Here is a 24,975-nt window from a genome sequence, read left to right as displayed (position 1 = left end):
GATGTCAACAGCCAACCAAACTACGATTCAGGAAGCAGCAGATTATATCCGTGCCAAGAGCGGAATCCGTCCGGAAATCGGCCTTATTTTAGGCTCGGGTCTCGGCATTATAGCCGATTTGATTCAGGATGGAATTAGTATTCCCTACCAGGATATCCCTCATTTTCCCGTATCGACGGTAGAAGGTCATGAAGGAGAATTGCTGCTTGGTACCATTGAAGGTCGCGCTGTAGTTATGATGAAGGGCCGCTTCCATATGTATGAGGGCTATGGCCCGCAACTTACAGCTTTCCCGGTTCGGGTCATGAAGCAATTGGGCATTCAAAGCTTGCTGGTGACAAATGCGGCAGGCGGTGTCAATACGTCTTACGAGTCGGGCGATCTGATGGTTATCTCGGATCATCTCAATCTGACCGGACAAAATCCGTTGATTGGACCGAACGATGCGGCTCTGGGTGTTCGCTTCCCTGACATGTCGGAGGCATACAGCCGTCGCTTGCGCGAGATTGCCAAGCAAACCGCTGCTCAGCAGGGCTTCAGCTTGCAGGAAGGCGTATATGCCGGATTGCTGGGTCCAAACTATGAAACGCCTGCTGAAATCGTTATGCTGCGCACACTGGGTGCAGATGCGGTAGGTATGTCCACGGTGTCCGAGGTCATTGTAGCTCGTCATGCAGGTATTGAGGTGCTGGGCTTCTCCTGTATCACGAACATGGCGGCAGGCATTTTGGATCAGCCTCTGTCCCACGATGAAGTAATGGAGACAGCAGAGAAGGTACGTGAGAAATTTTTGAATCTCGTATTGGCGATTATTCCACAAATGTAGGTTGTCACATCCCAAGAACCCCGTTCCAAACGCCATTTAAGGCGCAGGAAAACGGGGTTCTTTTTTGCGTGCTGTTCGGTTGGTAGTTTCTAATGTGATGGAGGCGTGCTGTATGCTTGTCGTAATTTCCTTTTCTGCTACTGTCTGTCTATGCCGTTCCTGTACCTTGATCACAATAACAACAAATATGATCCAGTAGATGGCCAGAGAATTCAGAAAGCGGCTATCCGTAATATTGTTCAATACAATGAATAGGAAAAAGACAGCTGCCGTCAGCCATGTATACATATCGGTTTTACCAATTCTGAATTTAAATAAAGTGGTCATGGCGAGTGTAATGGTTGCCAACATTCCTGTGAGGCCGATATCAATCCACAGATCCCGAAACCCGCTATGGCTGCTTGTCAGATCAAATCGGATTCCATTGGCATAGATGCTGGGCCGGTTTGCCCAGAAGGAGCCGTAGCCATGACCAAACCAGTAGTGACTGTCAATGGCGCCTGCAATCCCCTGCCAGATCTCTGTTCTTCCAGTCAAGGTTGTTGTCTTGCCGAATTCCGATGCAATTGCATCCCCGTAACTAAAGGCGAACACGATACCCAAAAGCACAAGCAGGCAGGAACTGCTAATGAAGAAACCACGCAGCGAAACGCTTCGGATTCTTTTGAATAGCAATATAAACAGGATGAACATAAACAGGGAAGAAGTGAGCAGCAACGAGGTGGTGGATTGGCATTTGATGAGCAGTAAGGCATTCAGCAAAACAAAGCCAACATGCAAAGCTTTGCGTGTTCCCCTGAAAAAATAAATGACATGTGAAACAAAACATAGCAGAGAGAGCGTTCCCAGTGTGTTTTTATGACCAGAAATGCCTTTCCACAGCCCTGTATGTTCGACGCCCCCATGAATGGCAAAGGAGGGAACGAGCACTACCGCCAGTAGATTAAGTACGCTCAAAATACTTAACGTAATGACCAGCAGGCGGATGCAGCCTTGCGTCGTATAATGGGTAACCAGATAAAGTCCAAAGGTGGAAAAAGTAACGAATTTAAGCACCATCAGCATGGATGAGGTCTGTTCCTGTTCAGCCCATAAACAGGAGGCAGCTATGTACATCATGAGCAAGGTCAGCAACGGATTATCAGCCAAGGTTGCGATCAGTGGCTTTAGCGAGGGCAACAGCATCAGATAGCTAAACAACAGGATAAGCAGGGAAATTGCGATCACTCTGGGAGACAAGCCCTGACAGGCATAAGGAATGGAAAAAGCCAGTAAACCGACCACTGTAAGGACAGTCTTCACACATTCACCACCCGGATACGATATGTATCTATTTTATACAAAATGTATCTTTTTGTACAATAATAAATTGTTATTTTCTCATTGTAGAGCAGCTGTCCCGTGCATATACTCAGTCCATGCTAAGAAAATGCAAAATCTTTTGGCTCTGTCTGGAAGATATATTTTCAAAGTTTTTATAAATGGGGGTGTTCGGGTGACGGATCGTTTCACAGATCGTTTGAAGTTGAATTTGAGTGGTACGGGCACAGAGCTAACGCCGCCGCAATTAAACGAAAATTTTAAAAGCATTGAAAAGGAATTCATCCAACGTAGTGTAAATGCAAGCTGGTTTGGAGCAGCAGGTGATGGTGTTCAGGACGATACGGAGGCTTTGCAGGAACTGATCAATAAGACTCCCGACTATTCCATTCTTCATATCCCAAGTGGACGATACAAAATAACCTCCACCCTTCAGATTCGCAAACAGGGCGTACGCATTTTTGGCATTCATAAGGGCAGATACCGACAGGGTAAGGGGGTTACGTCGATTGAATACTATGGTACGGGTCCTTGTTTTCAAATTGGAGACGAGAGTCTTCCATCGTTTAGCGGCTTTCAAAATGTACAGTTTCATGACCTGGCCATCCGGTACGAAGGGACGGATCGAGCATCATTAAATAATCCTTTTTCTCAGGAAGTAAAGCGCGGATATTATGGAAAAGGTACTTTAGGCATTCAAGATTGGAAGGGCGGCGGAGTAACGCTGGATAATGTGTTAATTGAGCATTTTGAGACAGCTTTTTGGGGCTACGAAAGCGATGTGGATTTATTTAATTGTACGGAGATTAATTACAATAAAACGGGTATTCACTTGCAGAACAGAAGTTCACAGTTTACCAGCCTTGCGCTTTTTACACTGGGGAATGATACGGCGCTCGATCTGAATAGCTCCAATGGGGCCAGATTTTTGGCCAGCCAGCACATTAAGGAAGGAAGCTCAAGTGATATCCCCATTCGAATTGATGATTTTATGAATGCCGAATTTATAGGCTGCTGGTTTGAGGGGCTAAGCTTAGAACATAGAGTGACGGTTCCGTCTTTTATTCAAATTGGGGCCACGAAGGAGACGAAGAATGTCGCTCTTCGCGACTCCATTTTAGCTATCGCAGACAAATTCAGGGACAAAAATGACGACAACTACGGATCAGTGTGTGACTATTTTGTAGATGTGGTCATTGGTAAAAAAATTTTAGTGGATGAGGTGGGTGGATATCCACGCAATTTGAGGAATTTGGTTTCCTTCTCTGGTAGCTCATCCACTCAGCAGGTGACGCTTCGTTCGCATTTGGATTTCAATTACGTAGATAACCGTTATTATAAAAACAACGGGACAGGGCAGGCTTTACTACTAGTGGAGAAATATTCGAACAACGGAATAGAGCATTTGGACAAAACCTTTGTCAAAGCCTATCTGGGAGCAAGACAAAATATCCTCGCAGGCAGTTGGCAGAAGGTAAAATTCAACCGGATCAGCTATGATGAACTGACCGAGTTTGAGGCAACGGGCAGCCGTTGGCGGGCCAAACAAGCCGGAAAGTACAGAATACAAGCCTATATTTCGACCGATCCTCAAGTGGCTGGCAATCGTACACGGCTGGCGCTCCATGTGAATGATGAGCAGGTTGCTGGCAGCTCGGCGTATGCCTATCTTGATGATCGGGTGATTGGCGGGCCGAACTACAGTGCCTTGAGTGGAACGATTGAACTGAAGCTGGAGGCCGACTCTTTTATTGATATACGGGTGTACAGCCAAAATAAAACGGATATTTTACCGGGTGGAGGACTTACGTACCTCACGATCAGCCGAATGTAAGTCGCTGTCACGCAGACCATAGACGTTCTTTCATTTTTGGGTAGTAATTGTTGTGAAACTTCCTTAAGGTGTTTAATGCGAAGGGTTTCATCTGCTTTGCATAATGATCGTAGATACCCGACTTCATATAATTCTCAAGCAGACCTTGGAATAGCACTGAGGTGCTTAAACCCGCTGTATGTTTGTGCCATTGCATGTTTACCGATCATGGTACATTTATTATAGGATTTAGCGTTGCCAAACATCATTTGGCTGAGAAACCTGAAAAGGCAGGAATTAATCATTTTCGATAAAATTGTGAAGGCTGGCTATGATCACACCAAAAAGTTGGTGCGTATCTGGTGGGATGGCCCGGTTGATTTCTCATTACTGGAGAGAATGATTGAATTCAATATTACGAAGAAGGCAAACTGTTCAACTTTTTGGCGGAAATAGGCATAGCGGATACCCTAAAAGAAATGACCCTGCTCTCATATACAATGGAGAGCGGGGTCTTTGGGATGGTCATTCATCAATTGGTTTGGGCATTGCACCGAAATAGTCTATAACAACGCTGCGAAACGCGATAGCTGCTTTCGAGATATATCTGTTTTTTTGCGACAATAAAGCAATCTCCCGCACAAGTCTCTGATCTTCTATCGGAAGATATGCAATGCGTTGCTGTGGGTTTCTTGCTGTACTTGGTATAAAGGCAAGCCCAATCTCCGCTTCCACTAGTGCGATTAATCTTGCAGGCTCATCTCCTTCATATACATACTTCGGTACAAACCCGACTGATTGGCATTTGGAGTCTACCAGATCACGAATGCCGTATCCTTTTTTCACACCCACAAACCACTCATCCTTAAGCTCTGCTAATGTGATGCTGCTTCGATCCGCATATCGATGACCAAGAGGCACCGCTACTACGATGGGGTCCTCGAATAGGATCTGACAGTCGATATCATCACCTTGGATCGGAGGAGAGGACAGGCAAAAATCGATCTCCCCTCGATGAAGAAGTGTAGACATGTCTTCCAAATTTACCATTTGTACATGAAAATGGGTGTTCGGCTTATTTTTCCGGAATTCCCGCAAGATACCTGGCAATGTGCTTGCTGTGGTGACCGCCAATTGGAGTGTACCGTGATCCGGGTTGGAGAGGTCAGCAATTTCCTGCTTTCCCTGTTCCAATTCGAATAGGGCTTTTTCGGTCCGGTGAAGGAATGTTCTTCCGAATTCGTTTAGCCGCAGCTTTCTGCCCAATCGATCAAATAACGGTGAACCCAAGTCATCCTCCAATCGCTGTATCGTTTTGCTCAGTGAGGATTGAGTGACATGCAACTTACCCGCAGCTTCCGTAACATGTTCACACCGGGCTAACGTCAGAAAATAGCGTAGCTGAAGAAGCTCCATTTCGCACCACTCTCTTATTCCTTTTAGTTCATCAAATCATAACATAAAATGCGTTGGAATAAATAACAGGATTCCATTAAGATGATCAGAGAAGAAGGGGGTATATACAAAATGAACGCTCGAAATATATGGTTAATGATATCTGTCGGCTTGGGAATCATGCTGAATCCGTTAAATTCCTCCATGATATCTATAGCCATTGCAAGACTGCAACATGTGTATCAACTTGATGTTACGACCGTTTCGTGGATTATTTTTTCCTTTTACATTGCGAGTGCTGTTGCTCAACCGGTCATGGGCAAGTGCAGTGATCTGTTCGGCCGCAGAAAGATATTCCTTATCGGTCTGGTTGTTGTCTTCGTTTCCTCCATGTTAGCTCCGTTATCTCCCGGCTTTTCTTGGCTCATCGTATTCCGGATCGTTCAATCTGTCGGCACAAGCATGATGGTAGCCGTCGGAATGGCGATTGTAAGAATCCATGTTACTGAGAAACAGGCAGCCGCCTTGTCAGTCCTTGCGATGTTCCTATCTGGAGCAGCAGCGGTAGGCCCTTTTATTGGTGGTGTATTGATTCATTGGTGGGACTGGCCCAGCATATTCCTTGTTAATATTCCATTTGTAATCGCTAGCTTTATCTTCGCCTGGAAAACCATTCCCAAAGAGGAGTCATTCAAATCCACCTCTGGTGACATGTCCATCAGGAAATGGCTCCTGCTGATTGATGCGCCGGGCATATTCTTGTTCACAGTCGCATTGGTGACTCTGCTAATTAGCTTGCTTTCAGTCAAATCAATCGGACATCTTTCAACATGGCACCTTATGGTAGGGGGGATCGGATTGATTGCAGTAGCAACTTTTATACGACATGAATTGAAAACACCATCCCCCTTTATTCCTCTGCGGGCATTTGCTATATATCCCGAAATGACCTGGGTGAATGTACAATTTATGCTGGTTAACACTCTTTTTTACGCTCTGTTTTTTGGAATACCGTCTTATTTGCAGCAGGTACGTCATCTCAACGAAATTCAAACAGGAATAATTATGCTAACCCTCGGTTTATGTTCACTGATCAGTTCTCCTCTCGCAGGACGCTGGATCGACAAATCTGGAACGCGGCTGGCTTTAATCCTTTCTGCAGTGTTAATGACATTCGGGTCCGTATTAATCATCACCATGAATGAAGCTTCGCCGATGTTCAGTGTAATCCTCGCCTTGGCTGTATTTGGAATAAGTAACGGATTGAATAGCGTCGGTATGCAGGCTGCCCTGTTCAAGAGCACACCAAAAGAAATGATTGGTGTCTCCTCGGGTATTTTTAATACATCGCGATACCTCGGTACTATTTTGTCGTCATTGTTAATTGGAATCATCATGGGAGATACGTTCAGTGTAATGGGAATCCACTTGCTAGGGGTCATCCTTACGGTATTTTCCACATCTTTGATTATCATGAACTTACGTCCCAAGCGATCCTCGGGCACGCAAGCGTTATAGTTCGGACATAATCAGGATTCAACGTCGAATTAGAACCGCCGTAATGTCGTTTTTTTGTTTTGAGCTATTTAAAACATCGGATATTCGTCCAACCCTTAGGTGAGGAAGGTCACTCGCTCTGGTTCTGACAGCATGTCCAATCATGAGTAAGGCATCCAGGAGATGGGGTTTGCCCGTGAAGTTGCGGATCGGGTTGTCTTCATGGACGGTGGCTATGTTGTAGAGCAGGGCACCCCTGTTGAATTATTCAGGATAAAAAATCTTTTTGAAATAATGGGTACAGTTTAATTTTGAAAATTAGCACCATGCTGACTCAGCTTGGTGCTATTTGATGTTTTCAGGCGTATGGAATATTTTTCATCCAATCTGACGACAATGGTTAGCAGCACGCGAATAGGCCGGAGGAGTAGCTTACGGGCTCCGGTGCTTTACGCCAATATGTTGAGGAGGGAACCGATTGTGAAGAAAAAAGTGGTAGCGTTCATCCTGGCTTGTCTGGTAGCCTTGACTGCTGTCCCCGTCGGCGGTTGGGCCGAGGAAAGCAAACCTGAAAGCAAGCCCAAGGAGGGTTCTGCGGCTGAGCTGGCTCCCGAGGCTCACTCGGCGATTCTGATGGATGCGGATACGGGTACAGTCATCTATGAAAAAAATAGCCGTGAAAAGCTTCCTCCGGCGAGTATTACCAAAATTATGACTATGTTGCTGACGATGGAGGCTATTCATGATGGCAAACTCAAGCTGACCGACAAAGTACGGGCCAGCGAATATGCGGCTTCGATGGGCGGATCTCAAATTTTTCTGGAGCCAGGAGAAGAAATGACGGTCGATGAGATGCTTAAGGGAGTGGCGATGGCTTCCGGCAACGATGCTTCCGTGGCGATGGCTGAGAAAATTGCGGGCTCTGAGCAGGTTTTTGTCGAATTGATGAATGCCAAGGCGCAGCAGCTTGGTTTAAAGGATACCCACTTTGCCAATTGCAATGGTTTGCCGGTAAAAAATCACTATTCTTCTGCGCATGATATTGCGGTCATGAGCCGTGAACTGTTGAAATATCCTCAAATTACAAAATATACAGGAGCGTATCAGGACTATTTACGCAAATCCTCGGCCAAGCCGTTTTGGTTGGTGAATACGAATAAGCTGGTTCGTTTCTATACAGGAGCGGACGGGCTGAAAACAGGCTATACAGGGGAAGCGAAATTTTGCCTTTCCGCTACGGCCAAGCGTGATGGTATGCGTGTAGTCGCTGTCGTACTTGGCGAACCGAATACTAAAACACGTAACAATGAAGTATCTTCCATGTTCGATTATGCTTTTTCCCAATACACGATGAAATCAGTGTACAAACCGGGTGACCTTCTGGGAAGCGTGAAAGTCGAGAAGGGTGTACTGCCGGAGCTGAAAATTCAGGCAGATCGTTCCTACAGTGTGCTGGTGAAAAAGGGAGGAACGAAGGAAACACTGCGTCATGAGCTGCAACTGGCTCCAAGTCTGAAAGCTCCTGTCCGTGCAGGGGATCCGGTCGGCAAGCTGGTTGTCTATCAGGATGGTAAACGGCTTAAGGAATTTAACATAACCACACCTGTAGCAGTGGAGAAGGCTGGATGGTGGAAATTGTTTAAACGTACTATGTCGAATCTGTTTTCTTTGTAGATTTTAAGGGGTTTTCTTCTAGTTTTGTCGGAGGGCAGGAATCGTCTGCGGCTGCGTAGAAATCCTTGTCCAAGACCGGGAGGAGAGTGAGTAAGCATGAACCTGCAAATTGAAATGGAGCATCACCGAGGGGTGCTGATTGTAAGGCTGTCCGGTGAGCTTGATCACCATACGTCGGACATGGTCCGTATGCAAATGGATGAGGCGATTCAGCGCCGCCAATGCGAGCATATCGTGCTCAGCTTGAAGAATCTACAGTTTATGGACAGCTCCGGCATTGGCGTTATCTTGGGACGTTACAAGCTGATTAAACAAAAGGGCGGGAAGATGGCTGTCTGTGATGTCAATCCGCCGGTACACCGACTGCTGGATATGTCAGGTCTGTTTAAAATCATGCCTGTATATGAAGATGAGGGAAATGCGCTCACGGAACTGGAGGTGGTGTCATGAGAGAAAGTACAGGAAACAATTTCATGAGCTTGCAATTTGCCGCCAAATCCGAGAACGAAGCGTTTGCCCGCGTCGCTGTCGCTGCTTTTATTTCCAGGCTTGATCCGACGATGGACGAGCTAAGCGATATGAAAACCGTGGTGTCCGAGGCGGTGACGAACAGTATTATTCACGGCTATGACAGCGATCCCTCTGGAGTCGTGACGATTAAGGTTGGGATTGAAACGGACGTGGTTACATTGGTGATTGAAGATGCAGGAAGAGGGATTGAGGATTTGGAGCTGGCGAAGCAGCCACTGTATACGTCGAAGCCTGAATTGGAACGGTCCGGCATGGGTTTTACCATTATGGAAAATTTCATGGATGAGTTTGAAGCAGTCAGTGAGCCGGGCGGAGGCACGTCGGTCCGGATGAAGAAAAGGATTGAATCCAAGAAAGCTTTATATAATTAGGGGTTGATCCTATGGAAGCAGGAGGAAAAAAAACTTCGAACAGCTATTTGGAGGATGCGGAAGTCAAACGGCTCATTGCACTGAGTCAATCCGGTGATAATGATGCCCGTGAGACGCTGGTCAATAGTAATATCCGGCTCGTCTGGTCTGTCGTGCAGCGCTTTATGAACCGGGGATATGAACCTGACGATCTTTTTCAGATCGGCTGTATCGGTTTGTTAAAATCGGTGGACAAATTCGATCTAAGCTATGAAGTCAAATTTTCAACGTATGCGGTCCCGATGATTATTGGGGAAATTCAACGTTTTCTACGCGATGACGGCACGCTCAAGGTTAGCCGCTCCTTAAAGGAGACGGCCAATAAGGTCCGCAAAATGAAGGACGAGCTGTCCAAACGGCTGAACCGTTTACCTACGATCAAGGAAGTCGCAGATGAACTGGGAGTTACACCAGAGGATGTTGTTTTTGCCCAGGAGGCTAACAAGCCGCCAACCTCGATTCACGAAACGGTGTTCGAAAATGACGGTGATCCGATTACGCTCATGGATCAGATTGCTGATGAATCGCAGGAGCGATGGTTCGATAAGCTGGCGCTGAATGAGGCCATCGGTGGGCTGACTGAGCGGGAACGGCTCATCGTATATCTGCGCTATTATCGCGATCAGACCCAATCGGAGGTCGCAAGCCGACTTGGTATTTCCCAGGTGCAGGTATCACGGCTGGAAAAAAAGATTTTGCAGTCGATTCGCGATCAGATTGCTCAATAATATCGGTTAGGAATTTTGCTAAATCCTCATGTCTGTGTAATTCAAAAGGGTATTCCCAAGCCATGTTAATGGTCGGGAATACCCTTTTTGCGCGGAGAAAAAGAAAGGGCACGGAATATGTTTCTTAGCTTCGCCTCATACTAACCGGTAATTACGAGGATAAGGAGGGGATCGGATGACTCATAATCCGGCTCCTACAGTGGCTCCCATAGTCTACTTACGTCTCCGCAGTCGTGTACGCATGTTACAGGGACATGACTTGCGTTTGGGAGATGTAGCCCATCTGCTGGCAGATCCCGAATGGGAAAACGATCTGTTGGAGCTTGTTCTCAAGCGGCCGCAGCAGCAGGACGGTAATCTGATACTGGTGGACATGCTGCAAATCATTTCGAAAATTAGAGAACGCATTCCGGGTGTTGTCGTGGAATCTCTCGGCAAGCCGCATGTGCTTGTGGAAATCGTGGAGAAACCGCGTAAGCCATCCAGGATATTGTTTGTTCTGGTATGGTTGCTTCTGTTCTTTGGATCTGCGCTCACGATTATGAATTTCCACGCTGACGTCAGCATGATGGAGGTGCAGGTGCGGATTGTTGAGATGATTACCGGACACAAGGATGAGCATCCATATCTGTTCCAGATTGCGTATTCGATCGGCATCGGCTTCGGCATGATTGTGTTCTTTAATCATTTATTCAAAAAAAAATGGAACGAGGAGCCGACGCCGCTGGAAGTGGAAATGTATCTGTACCAGGAAAACGTAGATCAGTACGTTGTAGCGGAGGAATATGAAAAGATGGCCCGCATGCATACGAAGGATAAGCGCCGATGATGATGTATGTACAGGGTGTACTTCAGATCATTTTAGGTATCGCTGGAGGCGTAGCGGTGGGTGGTGGCGTGATCGCACTTTTTATTGTGCTGGATATGATTCCTCGGCTGGCACAGCTAACCCGTACCTATAACCAATCACGAGCATACGAAAAATCTATGATTTTGGGTTCAGTGGTGGGAACGGTGGCCGATTTTTGGAATATTTGCTTGCCGTTGCCGGGTGTACTTACGTGGATACCGGGGTTGTTTTGCGGAGTGTTTATCGGTTTACTTGCCGCAGCACTGACGGAGGTACTGAATCTCTTGCCTATACTCGCCAAACGGCTCCATATGACCGTGTATATGTTTGGCCTGCTGATGGCGATGGTGCTGGGTAAGGTGACGGGTTCGTTTTTTGACTGGTTCGTATACAACCGATAACGAGGAAAGTGAAGGGGGCAATAGAAATGGAGCATAGACCGGATCAAGATCGTCAGGAGGACGAAGCCATCGGGAATGAAGGTTATACTGCTGGCAAGGAAGAGATGAGCCCGTGGAAAAAAAGGCAGGCACAGGAGTCAGCACATTATAAGCATAAAAAAGAGAATGAGCGCTCTGATAACGTAGAGGAATCCGTCCTTTACTGGCAGGGTAAGGATGATATATCGCCAAGAATGAAGGATAATCGTGAAACGCTTAAATCAGTAATCGGTCTGGGGGAGACCTTTGACGTCGTATTCAGGGAGATGACACTAGGAGGGCGTCATATCGGCTATCTGTTTCTGAATACCTTTGCCAAAGACCAGGTCATGGTTGAAGTGCTAAAGCGGCTCACCTATCTAACACCCGATGAACTGTCTACGGATGGACTGCAATCGTATTTTGAAAATTATATTCCGCATATTCAGGTGGAAAAGAGCGAAAAAATGTCGGTTGTCATCAACAAAGTGCTGACAGGCTATAGCGCCTTCTTTATGGAAGGTGAGCGCTTTTCGGTCATTTTGGATACCCGTAATTACCCGGTACGCAATCCCGAGGAGCCGTCACTGGAGCGCGTCGTACGCGGTGCCCGTGACGGCTTTACAGAGACGATGCTGACGAATGTGGGTCTGGTTCGCCGCCGTTTGCGGGACCCCGGCCTTAAATTTGAGGCGATGCAGGTTGGTCGCCGCACCCGGACAGACGTATGCTTGGGCTACATTGATGATATCGTGGATAAAGTGATGGTGGATACCGTACGCGACAAAATTAAAAACGTCGATCTGGACGGCATCCCGCTGGCGGATAAGCAATTAGAGGAGACGATAATTAATAAAGGCTGGAATCCATACCCATTAGTGCGATATTCGGAGCGACCAGATGTTGTGGCTTCGCATATTATGGAAGGACGACTCGTTATTTTCGTCGATACCTCACCCAGCGTGATGATTTTGCCTACCACCTTTTTTGACCTTTGTCAGCATGCAGAAGAGAATCGGCAAACGGCTTTTATGGGGAGTTATTTGCGCTGGGTTCGCTTTATAGGGATTTTTGCCTCGATGTTTTTGCTTCCGATGTGGCTGCTTATGGTCATCAATCCCGAGCTAAAACCGGCGTTTCTCGATTTTATCGGTCCTCAAAAGGAAGCCCATCTTCCGTTGATCGCCCAGTTTATCATTGTGGAGCTAGGGGTCGATCTCATGCGCATGGCGGCTGTCCATACACCGACACCGCTGGCTTCCGCGATGGGCTTGATCGCCGCCATTTTGGTCGGGGATATTGCGGTCAAAACGGGGCTGTTCGTCAACGAAGTTGTGCTGTATATGGCTGTGGCTGCTATCGGTATGTTCGCAACACCGAGCTATGAATTGGGATTGGCGAATCGGCTAATCCGGCTGTTTTTGCTGATCGCTGTGGCTATTTTCCACGTTCCGGGTTTTATCGTTGGCACGACACTGATCATTGTGATGTTGACACTGCACCGGTCATACAATTCTTCCTACCTGTGGCCGTTCATTCCTTTTAATGCCAAGGCTATGGCTTCCATCTTGTTCCGTATGCCTGTGCTGAATGCGCCTAACCGTCCGTCATCGAACAAAACGCGGGACAATACGCGCATGCCGAACACGGATGCAAGCACGGATTCGAACTCTGGCAACAGGCAAGAACATTAATATAAATGATCTGCATAAAAATCCATTCTTCTTGATGCTTTTTTTGCTATACTGGTGTTAACATTCGATGGAATATGACTTTGTTTGTTCCAGAAAGAGAGGCGCCAGAACATGTATTTGCATGGAAGCAGTAAAATTAACAGCAATGGACATTTGGAGATTGGCGGATGTGATACAACGTTTTTGAAGGAGCGTTTTGGAACACCGCTATATATTGTAGATGAACAGTTAGTACGCCAGCGTTGCCGGGAGTTTATAGAAGCTTTTCATGAAACCGGGTTGAAGTTTCAAGTTGCATATGCAAGCAAAGCATTTTGCGTAATGGCGATGTGTGCTTTGGCTGCAGAAGAAGGGATGTCGCTCGACGTCGTTTCCAGTGGAGAGCTGTTCACCGCGCTGCAAGCTGGATTTCCGGCAGAGCGAATCCATTTTCACGGCAATAACAAAACACCGGAAGAAATTGAAATGGCGCTAGATGCGCAAATTGGTTGCTTCGTGGTTGACAGCGAGATGGAGCTGCATTTGCTTCAGGCCCTTGCCTCCGAGCGGAAACAGCAGGTAAATATTTTATTGCGGGTTACACCGGGGGTTGAAGCGCATACGCATGAATATATGGCCACAGGCCAAGAGGATTCAAAGTTCGGTTTTGACATTGCGAACGGTACAGCACGCCATGCGGTGGAGCAGGCTATCAGGCTGGATCATCTGAACTTACTGGGAGTACATTCCCATATCGGATCGCAAATTTTTGAAGTGAACGGCTTCCAAATGGCTGCCGAACGGGTTGCCGCTTTTTCCAGAGAAATCAAGGAACAGCTGCAGTTTTCTTTCAAGGTTATTAATCTGGGCGGGGGATTCGGCATTCGTTACACAGAAGAGGACACACCACTGAAAATTTCCACCTATGTCCAGGCTATCGGCGAAGCGGTAAAAACTCATTTTTCCGGGCTTTATGATGAGCTTCCAGAAATCTGGATTGAGCCGGGACGCAGTATTGTGGGCGATTCAGGCACAACCTTATACACGGTAGGAAGTATCAAGGATATTCCGCAGGTACGGAAATACGTCTCGGTAGACGGTGGAATGACGGATAATCCGCGTCCAGCGCTATATCAGGCGAGGTATGAGGCCATGCTGGCTAACCGAGCGGACGATGTGAACGAGGAGACGGTATCCATTGCGGGCAAATGCTGTGAAAGCGGCGATATGCTCATTTGGGATGTCGAGCTGCCGCGTCCGACCAACGGAGATTTGCTCGCTGTTGCTTCAACCGGTGCCTACAATTATTCCATGGCGAGTAATTATAACCGGATACGCCGACCAGCGGTTGTATTTGTAAACAATGGTGAGGCTGAGCTGGTGGTGCGTCGGGAAAGCTATGAGGATATCGTTCGGAATGATGTCGTGCCACAGCGCCTGGTTCGTGACCAAGCCGGTACATCGGTTCATCCCAACGCCAAGATAACGGTTTCTTCCTGATTTTGATAAGCGTGACGAAGTAGACCATTTAGCCGGAAGGGATATACCGGGGATAATGGTCTCTTTTTTTGGACAAGGCTTTGCTAAGCACGGCAATTCATAGTAAACTGGAACTTGATGCTATTTAGCTTTCAAAACAGGTTGAAAAGGAGCTATAAACAATGAAAAAAGGTAGAATAGATCTTGAAAATGGCGGTATCGTGGAAATTGATTTTTTTCCAGAAGAAGCGCCAAACACGGTTGCTAACTTTGAAAAACTGGCAAACAGCGGCTACTACAACGGCTTGAGCTTTCACCGTGTCATTCCAGGCTTTGTTGCCCAAGGTGGTTGTCCGACAGGTAATGGTACAGGCGGCCCTGGCTACACAATCGACTGCGAAACAGCTACGAACACAACGAAGCATGCCAAGGGCGTTCTGTCCATGGCACATGCAGGCCGTAACACTGGCGGAAGCCAATTCTTCATCTGCTACGCTCCACAGCCGCATTTGGATGGAGTACATACTGTGTTTGGTCAAGTGACCAAAGGTATGGAATTCATTGATGCTGTAAAACAAGGCGACAAAATGAAAGAGGTTAAAGTATTTGACGCGTAATATACCGTTAAATGCATGATCTTTTTGTATAACGTTACACCTAAGCCGTTCTGTCTTTGGACAGGGCGGCTTTTTGTTGTCTTTTGTTTGTCGGTTTGCTGTTTTATAGCAATCACACAGGTATTAAAGTGAATAATATCACATTCGAAAAGTAAGCGTTGTGATAGCCTTTTCATTAGAATGCATCTTCCATTTTTGGATATGAGATTTTCAAGCACAGTAAGGGTTGAAAAGAAGGGGGCTTATCACATTGTCTATTTTAACGCGTACAAATCGACTCGGATTTTTTGAAATCCGGCTGGAATCTATTGGTGGACTCGGTGCTAATCTGGCTGGTAAAATGCTGGCCGAAACGGGCGTGCTTGGTCTGGGGCTTAATGCTTCCAATTTTTCGTCCTATGGTTCTGAAAAGAAGGGGTCCCCGGTCAAAAGCTTTGTACGGTTCTGTGATCCGGGGGTAGATATCCGTGATCACAGTCCGATCGAGCAACCGCATGTGGTAGGCATTTTTCATGAAACATTGTACAAAACGGTCAATGTCATCAGCGGGCTTCCAGCGGATGGGATCGTTGTGGTCAATTCCACGCGTCCGGCAGAGGAAATACGGGCTGATTTGGGAATGGTATCCGGCACGCTGGCGGTAGTGGATGCGATGGGCATCGCACTGGAGGAGCGGACCAAGCTGAACACGTCCATGTTGGGTGCGCTGTTCCGAGTCTGTGATTTTTTAGATCCGGAGGCGATGAGATCGGTTATTCGCAGTACCTTTGAGAAGAAAAATCCGCAGCTGGTGGAGCCCAATTTGCGTACGTTTAACCGGGGCTTTGAGGAAATGGAGCTGCACGTATATCCAGTTACAAACGATGCCCAGGATCACATTTTTGAACGGCCACAGCCTTTGCTGGGCAATGAAACACAACCCTCGGGAGGTGTTATTGCCACACAGGGAAACAGCATGACGAGAGATGTCAGCGGTTCACGTCAGGGCTTTGTGCCTGAATATGAAGCTGATAAATGTACGCATTGTGCCAAGTGTGATTCCATTTGCCCGGATTACTGCTTTGTATGGGAAGAGCAGGCGGACAAACGGGGAAGAATACTGCCATTTTTGCAAGGCATTGATTACCAGTATTGCAAAGGATGCTTGAAATGCGTAGATATTTGCCCGTCGGGGGCATTAAGCTCGCGCCGTGAGCAATGGGGATGGGCCGAGCAGCATCGGGTTGCGCATTCGTTTCCGGTATATGAAGGAGGTCGTGTGTAATGGCGAAACTGGAGGAGGAGCTCAAGCAGACAGGCGCCGCACAGGTGACAACGTTCGAATCCGGCAATGAAATGGCGGCGACGGCGGCTGCGCAGATCAATTATCATATGATGGGATATTTTCCGATCACACCCTCGACTGAAGTGGCGCAATATCTGGATCAGATGAGAACGAGAGGTCAGCATGACATTAAGCTGGTCGCAGCAGACGGTGAGCACGGTTCGGCAGGGATATGCTATGGTGCTGCGGCAGCAGGAGCGAGGGTTGTGAACGCAACAAGTTCGCAGGGCTTTCTGTATATGCTGGAGCAGCTGCCTGTGCAGTCCGGCACTCGTTTTCCTATGGTTATGAATCTGGTGACCCGGGCTATCAGCGGCCCGCTGGATATCCGTGGGGATCACTCAGACTTGTATTATGGTTTGAATACGGGCTGGGTGATTTTGACCGCAAGCACGCCGCAGGCTGTGTATGATATGAACATCATGGCGCTGAAAATCGCAGAGCACAGTGATGTTCGGCTGCCTGTGATGGTCGCTTATGACGGTTTTTACACGTCCCATCAGAAGCGTAAGGTGCAATATTTTGCCGATGCCGAAACCGTGCGCGGTTTTGTGGGGCCGAACCCGAATCTGAATTATCCGAATATTTCCGATTTTGACCATCCGGTTACTGTCGGGGCGCATATGAACGGCGATGACCTGACGAATAATCATGCTCAGTTATCTGAGGCGTTAAAGCTGTCAGAAGGAGTATATGAGCAGGTTGCCGCAGAATATGCCGCATTATCCGGGCGGGAATATCCGATTTTGGATCTCTATCATATGGAGGATGCCGAGGTTGCAGTATTCCTGCTGAATTCGGCGGCTGAATCGGCTAAGGACGTAGCCGATCAGCTCCGCGCGCGCGGCATTAAGGCCGGTGTGATTCGTCCGAATATCATTCGGCCGTTTCCGGCCGCGCAGCTGCGCGAGGCATTGCGCCATGTCAAGGCGCTGCTGGTGGGTGAACGTGCGGATTCGTACGGCGCCGATGGCGGTAATTTGACGCACGAAATCAAGGCGGCCTTGCAGGAGGACCCGCTGAACCGGACGCTTGTATTGTGCCGCATTTTTGGCTTGGGCGGCAAGGATTTTTATGCGGAAGACGCTGAGGCGTTCTTCCAGCTTGCGATTGAGGCGGCGGAAGCCGGACGGACCGAGAAGCCTTTTGCTTATTATGGGCTTAATCCGGGGTCCCCGGACAAGGTCATGCCGCAGGTTATGCAGCCGCCACGGGGAGATGCGTACCGTACGGGTCTGATTCAGGTTACGCCGGATGAGGCGACCGGGAAGCTCAAGGTCAAGGTGCCGCCGCTGCGTTCGCTGACGACCAAACCACGCCGTCTCACGCCGGGTCATGGGGCGTGTCCGGGCTGTGGAGCGCTGTCTGCGTTGGAGCTGTTTTTCAAAGGCATCGAGGGCGATATCGTCGTGTTGTTCCAGACAGGCTGCGTATACGTGGTCACGACTGGTTATCCGTATACATCACACAAGCAACCGATGATTCATAATCTTTTTCAAAATGGGGCTGCTACGCTCTCTGGAGCGCTGGAGGCTTACATGGAGATGAAGCGCCGTAATGAGATTGAGATGGCAGATGATCCGACCTTTATTATGATCAGTGGTGACGGCGGGATGGATATTGGCATGGGTTCGGCTGTCGGGGCTGCTCTGCGCAACCATAAGCTGATTATGCTGGAATATGATAACGAGGGGTACATGAATACAGGCTCGCAGCAATCGTACTCGACTCCGGTAGGCCACATGACGAGCACATCAGGTGTAGGGAAGATGCAAAAAGGGAAGCAGGGTCACCACAAGGATACGGTGCAAATTATGGCAGCCTGCAACATTCCATATGCCTTCACCGCAGCCGAAAGCCATCCGCAGGATATGCTGCGCAAAGCGGCCAAGGCACAATGGTATGCGAATAACGTGGGGACGGCTTATGGTAAAATCCTGTGCGCCTGTCCGCTGAACTGGAAATCCGAGGATAGACTGGGTACCAGTATTGTGGGTGCCGCTGTGGAATCTTGCTTCTTCCCGCTGTACGAAATTGAGCAAGGCAGTACGACGATTACGTACAATCCGGAGGACAAGGGAAAACGGATTCCAGCCGCGGAATGGCTCAAATTAATGGGCAAAACGAAACATCTTCTCAAGGAGGAAGCCACGCTGGCTACTTTTGAGCAGGAGATTGAGCGTCGCTGGAGTATCCTAAAAAAGAAACATGAAATTTCGGAGCTATAATCCATTTTTTTGTATAATAAGCTTTCAGCATTGTTATAAGATGTTTCCATACTGGTTCGATCAAGATTCTTTGCGCTTGTTGCGCGAAGAATCTTTTTTGTCGTTTATGGGATGAAGCATAAAAAATCAGGTAATGATTTCCGATATAGGAGTGGAGGCCTACGTGAAACATGTTGAATTAGAGCTTTTTCTGAATTTTAAGATGCAATGAGGTGCAGGTATGATTAAGCTGAATACAGCTGAGATAATCGAAATTATAAAGAAGCAAATTCCCAAGGTCATGAATATCACGCCAGTGGAGCTGAAATTTACGGATGACTTTGGACGGACATCGCTGGCAGCGACGGATCACAAATTCACGCTGACGAACCAGCATTATTCTGCCAAGGTGATGGATTGTGTACTGGAGACGCAGGTGCGCCCCATTTTAATGTGCGAAATTATTTATTTTCTGAAATGTGAGTTTATCGACGGGCATGTTGATGTACGACTGGATTACGATATATGCGCGGAGGGTGGTCCTAGACCAACCGCTTCAGCGGTCATTACGTTCGATCATGCTACGCAGCTCGGGGTCGAAGAACTGGCCGATCTGATTGATCTGGCGCTTCACATGAATGATAAAACATGGTTTGAAGAGCTTTCCAGCCAATATGTTAAAACAAAAACAGAAGCGTCCATTAGATAACTTGCTTTTTTTAGAAGTCGGTGCTAATATACGAAACAAGTTTAATGCTAATTTAATTGAATAAGAGCAAGATCCTTCGGGGCGGGGTGCAATTCCCCACCGGCGGTGATGACGTGTCTGTAAATCGCTTCTGCGATGAACAGTGCGACTTAGTCCGTGACCCGGATGCTGAGCGATCAGCAGAAGGTGGACCTGGTGCAATTCCGGGACCGACAGTATAGTCTGGATGGGAGAAGGATACGAAGCGCATGTGCATGACGTGACATGTGCCGATTTTTAGCATACGTAATGGTACGTACGGCTTATTTCGTTGCAGATGGCATACGGAAGATTGCTTGTTCATCAAGCTTTTTTCGGAGGCTCTTCTGAGCGTATTTGGTTGTATGCTCATTCATGCTTTCTATTGGCAAACTTATCATTCATGTGGTCTCAAGATGTATATGGACTGCGCCTGTATAATACAAATTCGACTCTCATCACCCCCATGACGGATATGTTCCGGACTGGGGGTTTTTTGCGCTTACGCCTGTTGAATCAGGGATAAACTGAACTTTAGATGGAAAGGAGTGAAGGCATGTTTACCGGACTGGTTGAGGAAGTGGGACGAATTCAGCAGATTTCCAGAAGCGGAGAAGCGATGGTGCTGGGCATTACGGGTTCTGTGGTATTGGGCGATTTGAAAATAGGAGACAGTGTTTCCGTGAATGGTGTTTGCCTGACCGCAACACAGGTGGGTACTAAGGATTTTAAGGTAGATGTAATGCCGCAAACCTTTCGCAGCAGCAATCTGAAAGAATTGAAATCCGGTAGCCGGGTCAATCTGGAGCGGGCTATGGCGGCGAATGGCAGGTTCGGAGGGCATATCGTACAGGGACATGTGGATGGAACGGGCACGATTCGTCGGGTGACATCAGACCAGAATGCGGTTGTGTACGAAGTTACACCTACAGATCAGGCAATATTCAAATATATTCTTCTCAAAGGCTCGATTACACTTGACGGTATCAGCCTGACGGTTGCCCAGCGGACGGGAGATACCTTTGCCGTATCTATCATCCCCCATACCTTATCCGAGACGGCCTTGCATGCCAAACGTGAGGGAGACACCGTCAATATTGAATGCGACATTTTAGGTAAGTATGTGGAGCAGCTTTTGAACTACGGGAAATCATCGGTGACGGAGGGACTGGAAAAAGCTCCTATGAGTCTGGATTATTTGGCGAAGCACGGCTTTGCCTGATGCCACAAGAAATAAGGAGGAAAGCGTAATGGAAAGCGGGAGCAGAGAGAGCCATTCAAATATAGCGGCTGACGTAGTGGAATATGGTGTGCTGGAGCAGGAAGTGGAAATTCGTCTGGATTCCATTGAAGAAGCGCTGGAGGATTTAAAGAACGGTAAAGTCGTGATCGTGGTGGATGATGAGCAACGGGAAAACGAAGGCGATTTTATCGCTCTGGCTGAAAAGGCGTCCCCCGAGGTCATAAATTTCATGATTACCGAAGGCCGCGGGTTGGTCTGTGTGCCGATTACAGGGCAAAGAGCCAAGGCACTGGGATTACAGCCGATGGTGGAGAAGAATACAGATTTCCACAGCACAGCCTTTACCGTGTCGGTGGATCATAGAGAGACGACAACGGGGATTTCAGCAGCCGAGCGTTCATTGACCGTGCGTGCGCTGACCGACGAGATAGCCACAGGGAGCGATTTTCGCAAGCCCGGTCACATGTTTCCGCTGATCGCTCACGATGGGGGTGTTTTGCAGCGTGCGGGTCATACTGAGGCGGCTGTTGATCTGGCCCGGCTTTGCGGCTCCAAACCCGCCGGGGTCATTTGCGAAATTATAAAGGAAGATGGGTCCATGGCTCGGGTGCCTGATTTGGTAGTGATCGCCAAGCGTCATCATTTGAAGCTGATCAGTATTCAGGCTTTAATTGATTATCGTCGTCGTTTGTCATTGTAGGTTCAGTTTTGTCACTCATTATTTTAAAAAAGAGAGGTTGATTTATATGGCACGTTTTCTGGAAGGTAATCTCGTATCGGATGGTTTGAAGTATGGTATTGTAGTGGGTCGGTTTAATGAGTTTATTACAAGTAAGCTGTTAAGCGGGGCAATCGACGCACTTCAGCGGCATGGAGCAGAGGAAGATGAGATTGATGTGGCCTGGGTACCAGGCGCTTTTGAAATTTCACTGATTGCTCAAAAAATGGCTGCAAGCGGTAAATACGATGCTGTGATTACGCTGGGTACGGTGATCCGTGGTTCTACCTCGCATTATGATATCGTCTGCAATGAAGTGGCCAAGGGTGTGGCGGCAAGCAGTCTGAAAACAGGTGTGCCTGTTATTTTCGGTGTAGTGACGACGGAAAACATTGAGCAGGCTATTGAGCGTGCAGGTACGAAGGCTGGTAATAAAGGCTGGGATTCCGCACTGGCTGCGATTGAGATGGCGAATCTGGGCAAGCAGTTCTAATTTTGCGATTACCTGAATAGAACGGCATAACGATAGCCGGAAAAAGGGATTGGATTGTTAAGCAAGGCGATGACGTATATACTACAGAAAGAGGGATTGATAAAGTCGAGCATAAGTGCTAACGGGGAAAGGTATTGTTGAATGATGATTGGAGTAAGGCAGGGGGAAGCACATTGACAGTCGTAAATTACAAGCTGGAAACATTCGAGGGTCCGCTGGACCTGCTGTTGCATCTGATTGATAAGGCCGAGATCGATATTCAGGATATCCCGATTAGTGATATTACCGATCAGTATATGGCTTTTTTGCACAGTATGCAGGAGCTGGAGCTGGACATTACGAGCGAGTTTCTGGTGATGGCGGCGACGCTCTTATCCATTAAGAGTAAATTGCTGCTTCCCAAGCCACCTGTAATGGAATATGATGACTTGGACTTTTATGAAGAAGAGGATTATGATCCACGGGATGAACTGGTACGCAAGCTGGTGGAGTATCGTAAATATAAAGGGATTGCCCGCCATCTGAGCGAACGTGAATGGGAACGAAGTCTGATCTATGGCAAGGAGCCGGAGGATTTGAGCGAATTCCTGCCCACCGAGCCCGCCAATCCGGTGCATGGGCTACATGCAAGCGATTTGGTCGCGGCCTTTCAGCGTGCGCTGCGTAAAGCAGAGCGACGTACAACGGTAACCCGTATTCACCGCGATGAGATTTCGGTCAGGGACCGTATTCGGCAGGTCATTGGGGCGTTGGAGCTGGTAGGTACGGGAGGACGGCTTCTGTTCTCCAAGCTGATGCATGAGGATATGTATCGGCATGAAGTGGTAGTCACCTTTTTGGCTATCCTCGAACTGATGAAAATGAAGCAGATTTTCTGCTATCAGGAGAAGCTTTTCGATGATATTGTAATGGAGTGGAGAGGGGATTTACGGGTTAATGGATTATCTGAAGCTGAAATCAATTATTGAGGGACTGCTGTTTCTCGCGGGAGAGGAAGGGTTGTCCGCCAAGCAGATCGCCGACATTATAGAGCAGCAGCAAGAGCTGGTTGAACAGAGTCTGGAGGATATGAAGCAGGATATGGAGCAGGGAGGAAGAGGTTTGCAAATTGTCCGTATCGCCGGGCATTATCAGCTGGCAACCTTATCCGAACATGCACCTTATTTTGAAAAGCTCGCCTATTCTCCAGCACGTGCTTCGCTGTCTCAAGCGGCTTTGGAGACACTTGCCATTGTAGCCTACCGTCAGCCCATTACAAGAGTTGAAATCGAAGATATTCGCGGTGTCAAATCTGAGCGGGCTATACATACTCTGGTCAACAAGGAGCTTATTGAGGAAAAAGGTCGGGCTGAGGCCATAGGACGGCCGATTTTGTATGGAACGACGAAGTCATTTCTGGACTATTTCGGTTTGGGTTCTTTGGCGGATTTGCCGCAGCCTGAGCTGTTTGAGGACTCGGATAATCTGGAGGAAGAGACACAATTGTTGTTCGAACGTTTGGAGAACAGCCAGCCGGATATGAAGGATACGGAGTCTTGATGCCTGGCAGAAGCCTGTTTTACGGGTTCCTCTTCATGGCTACAGGTTCGAAATTTAGAAAACAGCCAGTCCTCGCATAATGGGGCTGGCTGTTTAGCGTTTCAGGATGCATGTTTTCCGGGCGAAGGGTCATACTATTTTTGCCATGGTATATCCATGGAGAAAAAAGGAAGGGAGGACTCGCCAGTGTGGAAATGGATCGGTATCGCCATCATCGTCGTTTTGTTACTTGTGCTGGCTGTTCTGCTCTCTCGTATCCGATTGAAGCTGGATATTGCCAAGCATGATAGTGATGACCGGGCGCATCTGGAGATCAGATTTCTGTACGGGTGGATTAAAATAAATTATGACATTCCGGCTATTCTGCTGGCAGGTTTGCAAAAAGGGCTTCTCTATCGACTCGATCGCAACAAAAACATACATAAAACGGATGCCACCATTGACAGCGGCACCATTGATAAAGAGAAAATGAAGCGATTTATACACGATGTTCGGATACTTCTGAAAGGAACGCGGTCCTTCCGTCGATGGATACGTCATACGCTAGCCCATGTGACGATGTCGAAAATGGAATGGTCCACCAATATCAGTCTTGCTGACGCTGCTTATACGGCTACCTCTACCGGTATTCTGTGGGGGCTGAAAACAGCACTGATCGGTTTTGCCTCCAGCTTTGTGCGCATGAACTGCACACCCAAGCTGTTTGTCGTGCCCTATTGGGTGGATCGTCTGCGTTTTACTACCACTTTGACCTGTGAGGCAAGTATTTCACTGGGTTATGTCGTTTATTCGATGCTCATGCTGGCTTACCGCATATGGCGCGTACCAGGCGGTCCAGAGGCGTGGAAACGTGTATTCTCCAAGAAACCAGTAAAGCATGAGGAATAATGAGCCATACATATTTCCTTGAACCCCTGCGCACAATAGCGAAAGAAAAGGCAGTCTACGCTTGAACAAAGCAGAGGAGGAATAATCATGTCAGATCACCCGATTCAAGGGCTCATGCAAACCGCAATGGAGAACATCAAAGCCATGGTGGATGTGAATACGATTGTGGGAGACGCGGTGGAAACACCCGATGGTTCCGTTATTTTGCCGATTAGTAAGGTGGGATTTGGCTTCGCAGCCGGGGGCAGCGATTTTAATGTAGATGAAGAGGCTCTTCATACATCATCGTCGTCAGGTACTCACAGCAGCAAGGAAGGACATCCTTTTGGTGGCGGTAGCGGTGGCGGGGTATCCATTCATCCAATCGCTTTTCTGGTTGTTGGCAAACAAGGTGCACAAATCGTTCCGCTGGATAATCAGACTCATCTGATTGAAAAATTGATCGACTCTACACCATACCTGATTGATAAAGTCCAATCTATCTTCCGGAATGCCGACGTGGATATGCATACTCCGCCTCCTCAGGTCCCGGTAGATGTTAACACAGATCACAATCACACTGGTCCGGCTTCTTTGTAAGGGTTATGGAGTAGGATTTTTAGCA

The 24,975-nt window shown here is 47.8% G+C and carries 24 protein-coding genes, 1 pseudogene and 1 riboswitch; of the genes and pseudogenes, 23 read left to right on the top strand and 2 right to left on the bottom strand.

Going from position 1 to position 24,975, the window contains the following annotated elements; all coding sequences use genetic code 11:
* Position 1 precedes the first annotated feature (1 nt).
* Positions 2-826, top strand: a complete 825-nt coding sequence (locus ACIFQM_RS20355; protein ID WP_430042672.1) for a purine-nucleoside phosphorylase — start codon at positions 2-4, stop codon at positions 824-826.
* Between the two features lie 36 nt (positions 827-862).
* On the opposite strand, the gene ACIFQM_RS20350 is transcribed toward ACIFQM_RS20355, so the two are convergent.
* Entirely contained in the window at positions 863-2,128 is a 1,266-nt protein-coding gene (locus tag ACIFQM_RS20350; RefSeq protein WP_430042674.1) for an O-antigen ligase family protein, read from the bottom strand.
* Positions 2,129-2,321: 193 nt separating this feature from the next.
* On the opposite strand from ACIFQM_RS20350, the gene ACIFQM_RS20345 reads away from it, so the two are divergent.
* Both ACIFQM_RS20345 and ACIFQM_RS20340 read left to right on the top strand, forming a co-directional pair.
* A complete protein-coding gene (locus tag ACIFQM_RS20345) occupies positions 2,322-3,980 on the top strand; it encodes a glycosyl hydrolase family 28-related protein (RefSeq protein WP_430046387.1) in 1,659 nt (552 codons plus the stop codon).
* Between the two features lie 194 nt (positions 3,981-4,174).
* A pseudogene (locus ACIFQM_RS20340) lies at positions 4,175-4,415 on the top strand (iron chaperone); the annotation flags it as partial.
* Between the two features lie 69 nt (positions 4,416-4,484).
* On the opposite strand, the gene ACIFQM_RS20335 reads toward ACIFQM_RS20340, so the two are convergent.
* Positions 4,485-5,375, bottom strand: a complete 891-nt coding sequence (locus ACIFQM_RS20335; protein ID WP_430042678.1) for a LysR family transcriptional regulator — start codon at positions 5,373-5,375, stop codon at positions 4,485-4,487.
* Positions 5,376-5,486: 111 nt separating this feature from the next.
* Here ACIFQM_RS20335 and ACIFQM_RS20330 point away from each other — a divergent pair, with 111 nt between their 5' ends.
* The 20 genes from ACIFQM_RS20330 (at position 5,487) to ytfJ (ending at position 24,950) form a co-directional block, all read left to right on the top strand.
* A complete protein-coding gene (locus ACIFQM_RS20330) occupies positions 5,487-6,872 on the top strand; it encodes an MFS transporter (RefSeq protein WP_430042680.1) in 1,386 nt (461 codons plus the stop codon).
* Between the two features lie 459 nt (positions 6,873-7,331).
* Entirely contained in the window at positions 7,332-8,525 is a 1,194-nt protein-coding gene (locus ACIFQM_RS20325) for a D-alanyl-D-alanine carboxypeptidase family protein (RefSeq protein ID WP_430042683.1), read from the top strand.
* Positions 8,526-8,621: 96 nt separating this feature from the next.
* Complete coding sequence (gene spoIIAA, locus ACIFQM_RS20320; RefSeq protein ID WP_430042685.1) at positions 8,622-8,975, top strand: anti-sigma F factor antagonist; 354 nt, start codon at positions 8,622-8,624, stop codon at positions 8,973-8,975.
* The gene (spoIIAB, locus tag ACIFQM_RS20315) at positions 8,972-9,427 is read left to right on the top strand and encodes an anti-sigma F factor (RefSeq protein WP_430042687.1); all 456 of its coding nucleotides are present in this window, start codon (positions 8,972-8,974) and stop codon (positions 9,425-9,427) included. Before spoIIAA ends, spoIIAB begins: the two co-directional genes overlap by 4 nt.
* A gap of 11 nt (positions 9,428-9,438) precedes the next feature.
* Positions 9,439-10,194 carry an RNA polymerase sporulation sigma factor SigF gene (sigF, locus tag ACIFQM_RS20310; RefSeq protein ID WP_014282155.1) on the top strand — a complete coding sequence of 252 codons (756 nt, stop codon included), beginning with the start codon at positions 9,439-9,441 and terminating at the stop codon, positions 10,192-10,194.
* Between the two features lie 175 nt (positions 10,195-10,369).
* Positions 10,370-11,023 (top strand): stage V sporulation protein AA, encoded by a 654-nt coding sequence (locus tag ACIFQM_RS20305; RefSeq protein WP_404518917.1) that lies wholly within the window; start codon positions 10,370-10,372, stop codon positions 11,021-11,023.
* A complete protein-coding gene (locus tag ACIFQM_RS20300; protein WP_430042914.1) occupies positions 11,023-11,445 on the top strand; it encodes a stage V sporulation protein AB in 423 nt (140 codons plus the stop codon). Before ACIFQM_RS20305 ends, ACIFQM_RS20300 begins: the two co-directional genes overlap by 1 nt.
* 26 nt (positions 11,446-11,471) lie before the next feature.
* Positions 11,472-13,157: a spore germination protein gene (locus tag ACIFQM_RS20295; protein WP_430042690.1), complete on the top strand. Its 1,686-nt coding sequence runs from the start codon at positions 11,472-11,474 to the stop codon at positions 13,155-13,157.
* A 111-nt stretch (positions 13,158-13,268) separates the two neighbouring features.
* On the top strand, positions 13,269-14,636 hold the full coding sequence (lysA, locus tag ACIFQM_RS20290; RefSeq protein ID WP_430042692.1) for a diaminopimelate decarboxylase: 1,368 nt from the start codon (positions 13,269-13,271) through the stop codon (positions 14,634-14,636).
* A 161-nt stretch (positions 14,637-14,797) separates the two neighbouring features.
* Positions 14,798-15,232, top strand: a complete 435-nt coding sequence (locus tag ACIFQM_RS20285) for a peptidylprolyl isomerase (RefSeq protein ID WP_430042694.1) — start codon at positions 14,798-14,800, stop codon at positions 15,230-15,232.
* A gap of 250 nt (positions 15,233-15,482) precedes the next feature.
* On the top strand, positions 15,483-16,496 hold the full coding sequence (locus ACIFQM_RS20280; RefSeq protein WP_430042696.1) for a 2-oxoacid:acceptor oxidoreductase family protein: 1,014 nt from the start codon (positions 15,483-15,485) through the stop codon (positions 16,494-16,496).
* Positions 16,496-18,784: a thiamine pyrophosphate-dependent enzyme gene (locus ACIFQM_RS20275; RefSeq protein WP_430042698.1), complete on the top strand. Its 2,289-nt coding sequence runs from the start codon at positions 16,496-16,498 to the stop codon at positions 18,782-18,784. The genes ACIFQM_RS20280 and ACIFQM_RS20275 overlap by 1 nt, the downstream gene beginning before the upstream one ends.
* 220 nt (positions 18,785-19,004) lie before the next feature.
* A complete protein-coding gene (locus ACIFQM_RS20270; protein ID WP_430042700.1) occupies positions 19,005-19,472 on the top strand; it encodes an IDEAL domain-containing protein in 468 nt (155 codons plus the stop codon).
* A 68-nt stretch (positions 19,473-19,540) separates the two neighbouring features.
* Positions 19,541-19,714: riboswitch (FMN riboswitch) on the top strand.
* A gap of 332 nt (positions 19,715-20,046) precedes the next feature.
* A complete protein-coding gene (gene ribE, locus ACIFQM_RS20265; RefSeq protein WP_430042702.1) occupies positions 20,047-20,712 on the top strand; it encodes a riboflavin synthase in 666 nt (221 codons plus the stop codon).
* Between the two features lie 28 nt (positions 20,713-20,740).
* Complete coding sequence (ribB, locus tag ACIFQM_RS20260; protein WP_430042704.1) at positions 20,741-21,433, top strand: 3,4-dihydroxy-2-butanone-4-phosphate synthase; 693 nt, start codon at positions 20,741-20,743, stop codon at positions 21,431-21,433.
* Between the two features lie 46 nt (positions 21,434-21,479).
* Positions 21,480-21,944, top strand: a complete 465-nt coding sequence (ribH, locus tag ACIFQM_RS20255) for a 6,7-dimethyl-8-ribityllumazine synthase (protein ID WP_137063501.1) — start codon at positions 21,480-21,482, stop codon at positions 21,942-21,944.
* A gap of 173 nt (positions 21,945-22,117) precedes the next feature.
* Positions 22,118-22,912 carry a segregation and condensation protein A gene (locus ACIFQM_RS20250; protein WP_430042706.1) on the top strand — a complete coding sequence of 265 codons (795 nt, stop codon included), beginning with the start codon at positions 22,118-22,120 and terminating at the stop codon, positions 22,910-22,912.
* Complete coding sequence (gene scpB / locus ACIFQM_RS20245) at positions 22,881-23,483, top strand: SMC-Scp complex subunit ScpB (protein WP_430042708.1); 603 nt, start codon at positions 22,881-22,883, stop codon at positions 23,481-23,483. Before ACIFQM_RS20250 ends, scpB begins: the two co-directional genes overlap by 32 nt.
* A 186-nt stretch (positions 23,484-23,669) precedes the next feature.
* Positions 23,670-24,371 (top strand): DUF2953 domain-containing protein, encoded by a 702-nt coding sequence (locus ACIFQM_RS20240; protein WP_430042710.1) that lies wholly within the window; start codon positions 23,670-23,672, stop codon positions 24,369-24,371.
* Between the two features lie 87 nt (positions 24,372-24,458).
* Entirely contained in the window at positions 24,459-24,950 is a 492-nt protein-coding gene (gene ytfJ / locus ACIFQM_RS20235; RefSeq protein WP_430042712.1) for a GerW family sporulation protein, read from the top strand.
* Positions 24,951-24,975: the final 25 nt, after the last annotated feature.

The sequence above is a fragment of the Paenibacillus sp. NRS-1782 genome, from assembly GCF_050467685.1.
GTDB classification, from domain to species: domain Bacteria; phylum Bacillota; class Bacilli; order Paenibacillales; family Paenibacillaceae; genus Paenibacillus; species Paenibacillus terrae_A.
This window is presented reverse-complemented; position numbering and strand designations above follow the sequence as displayed.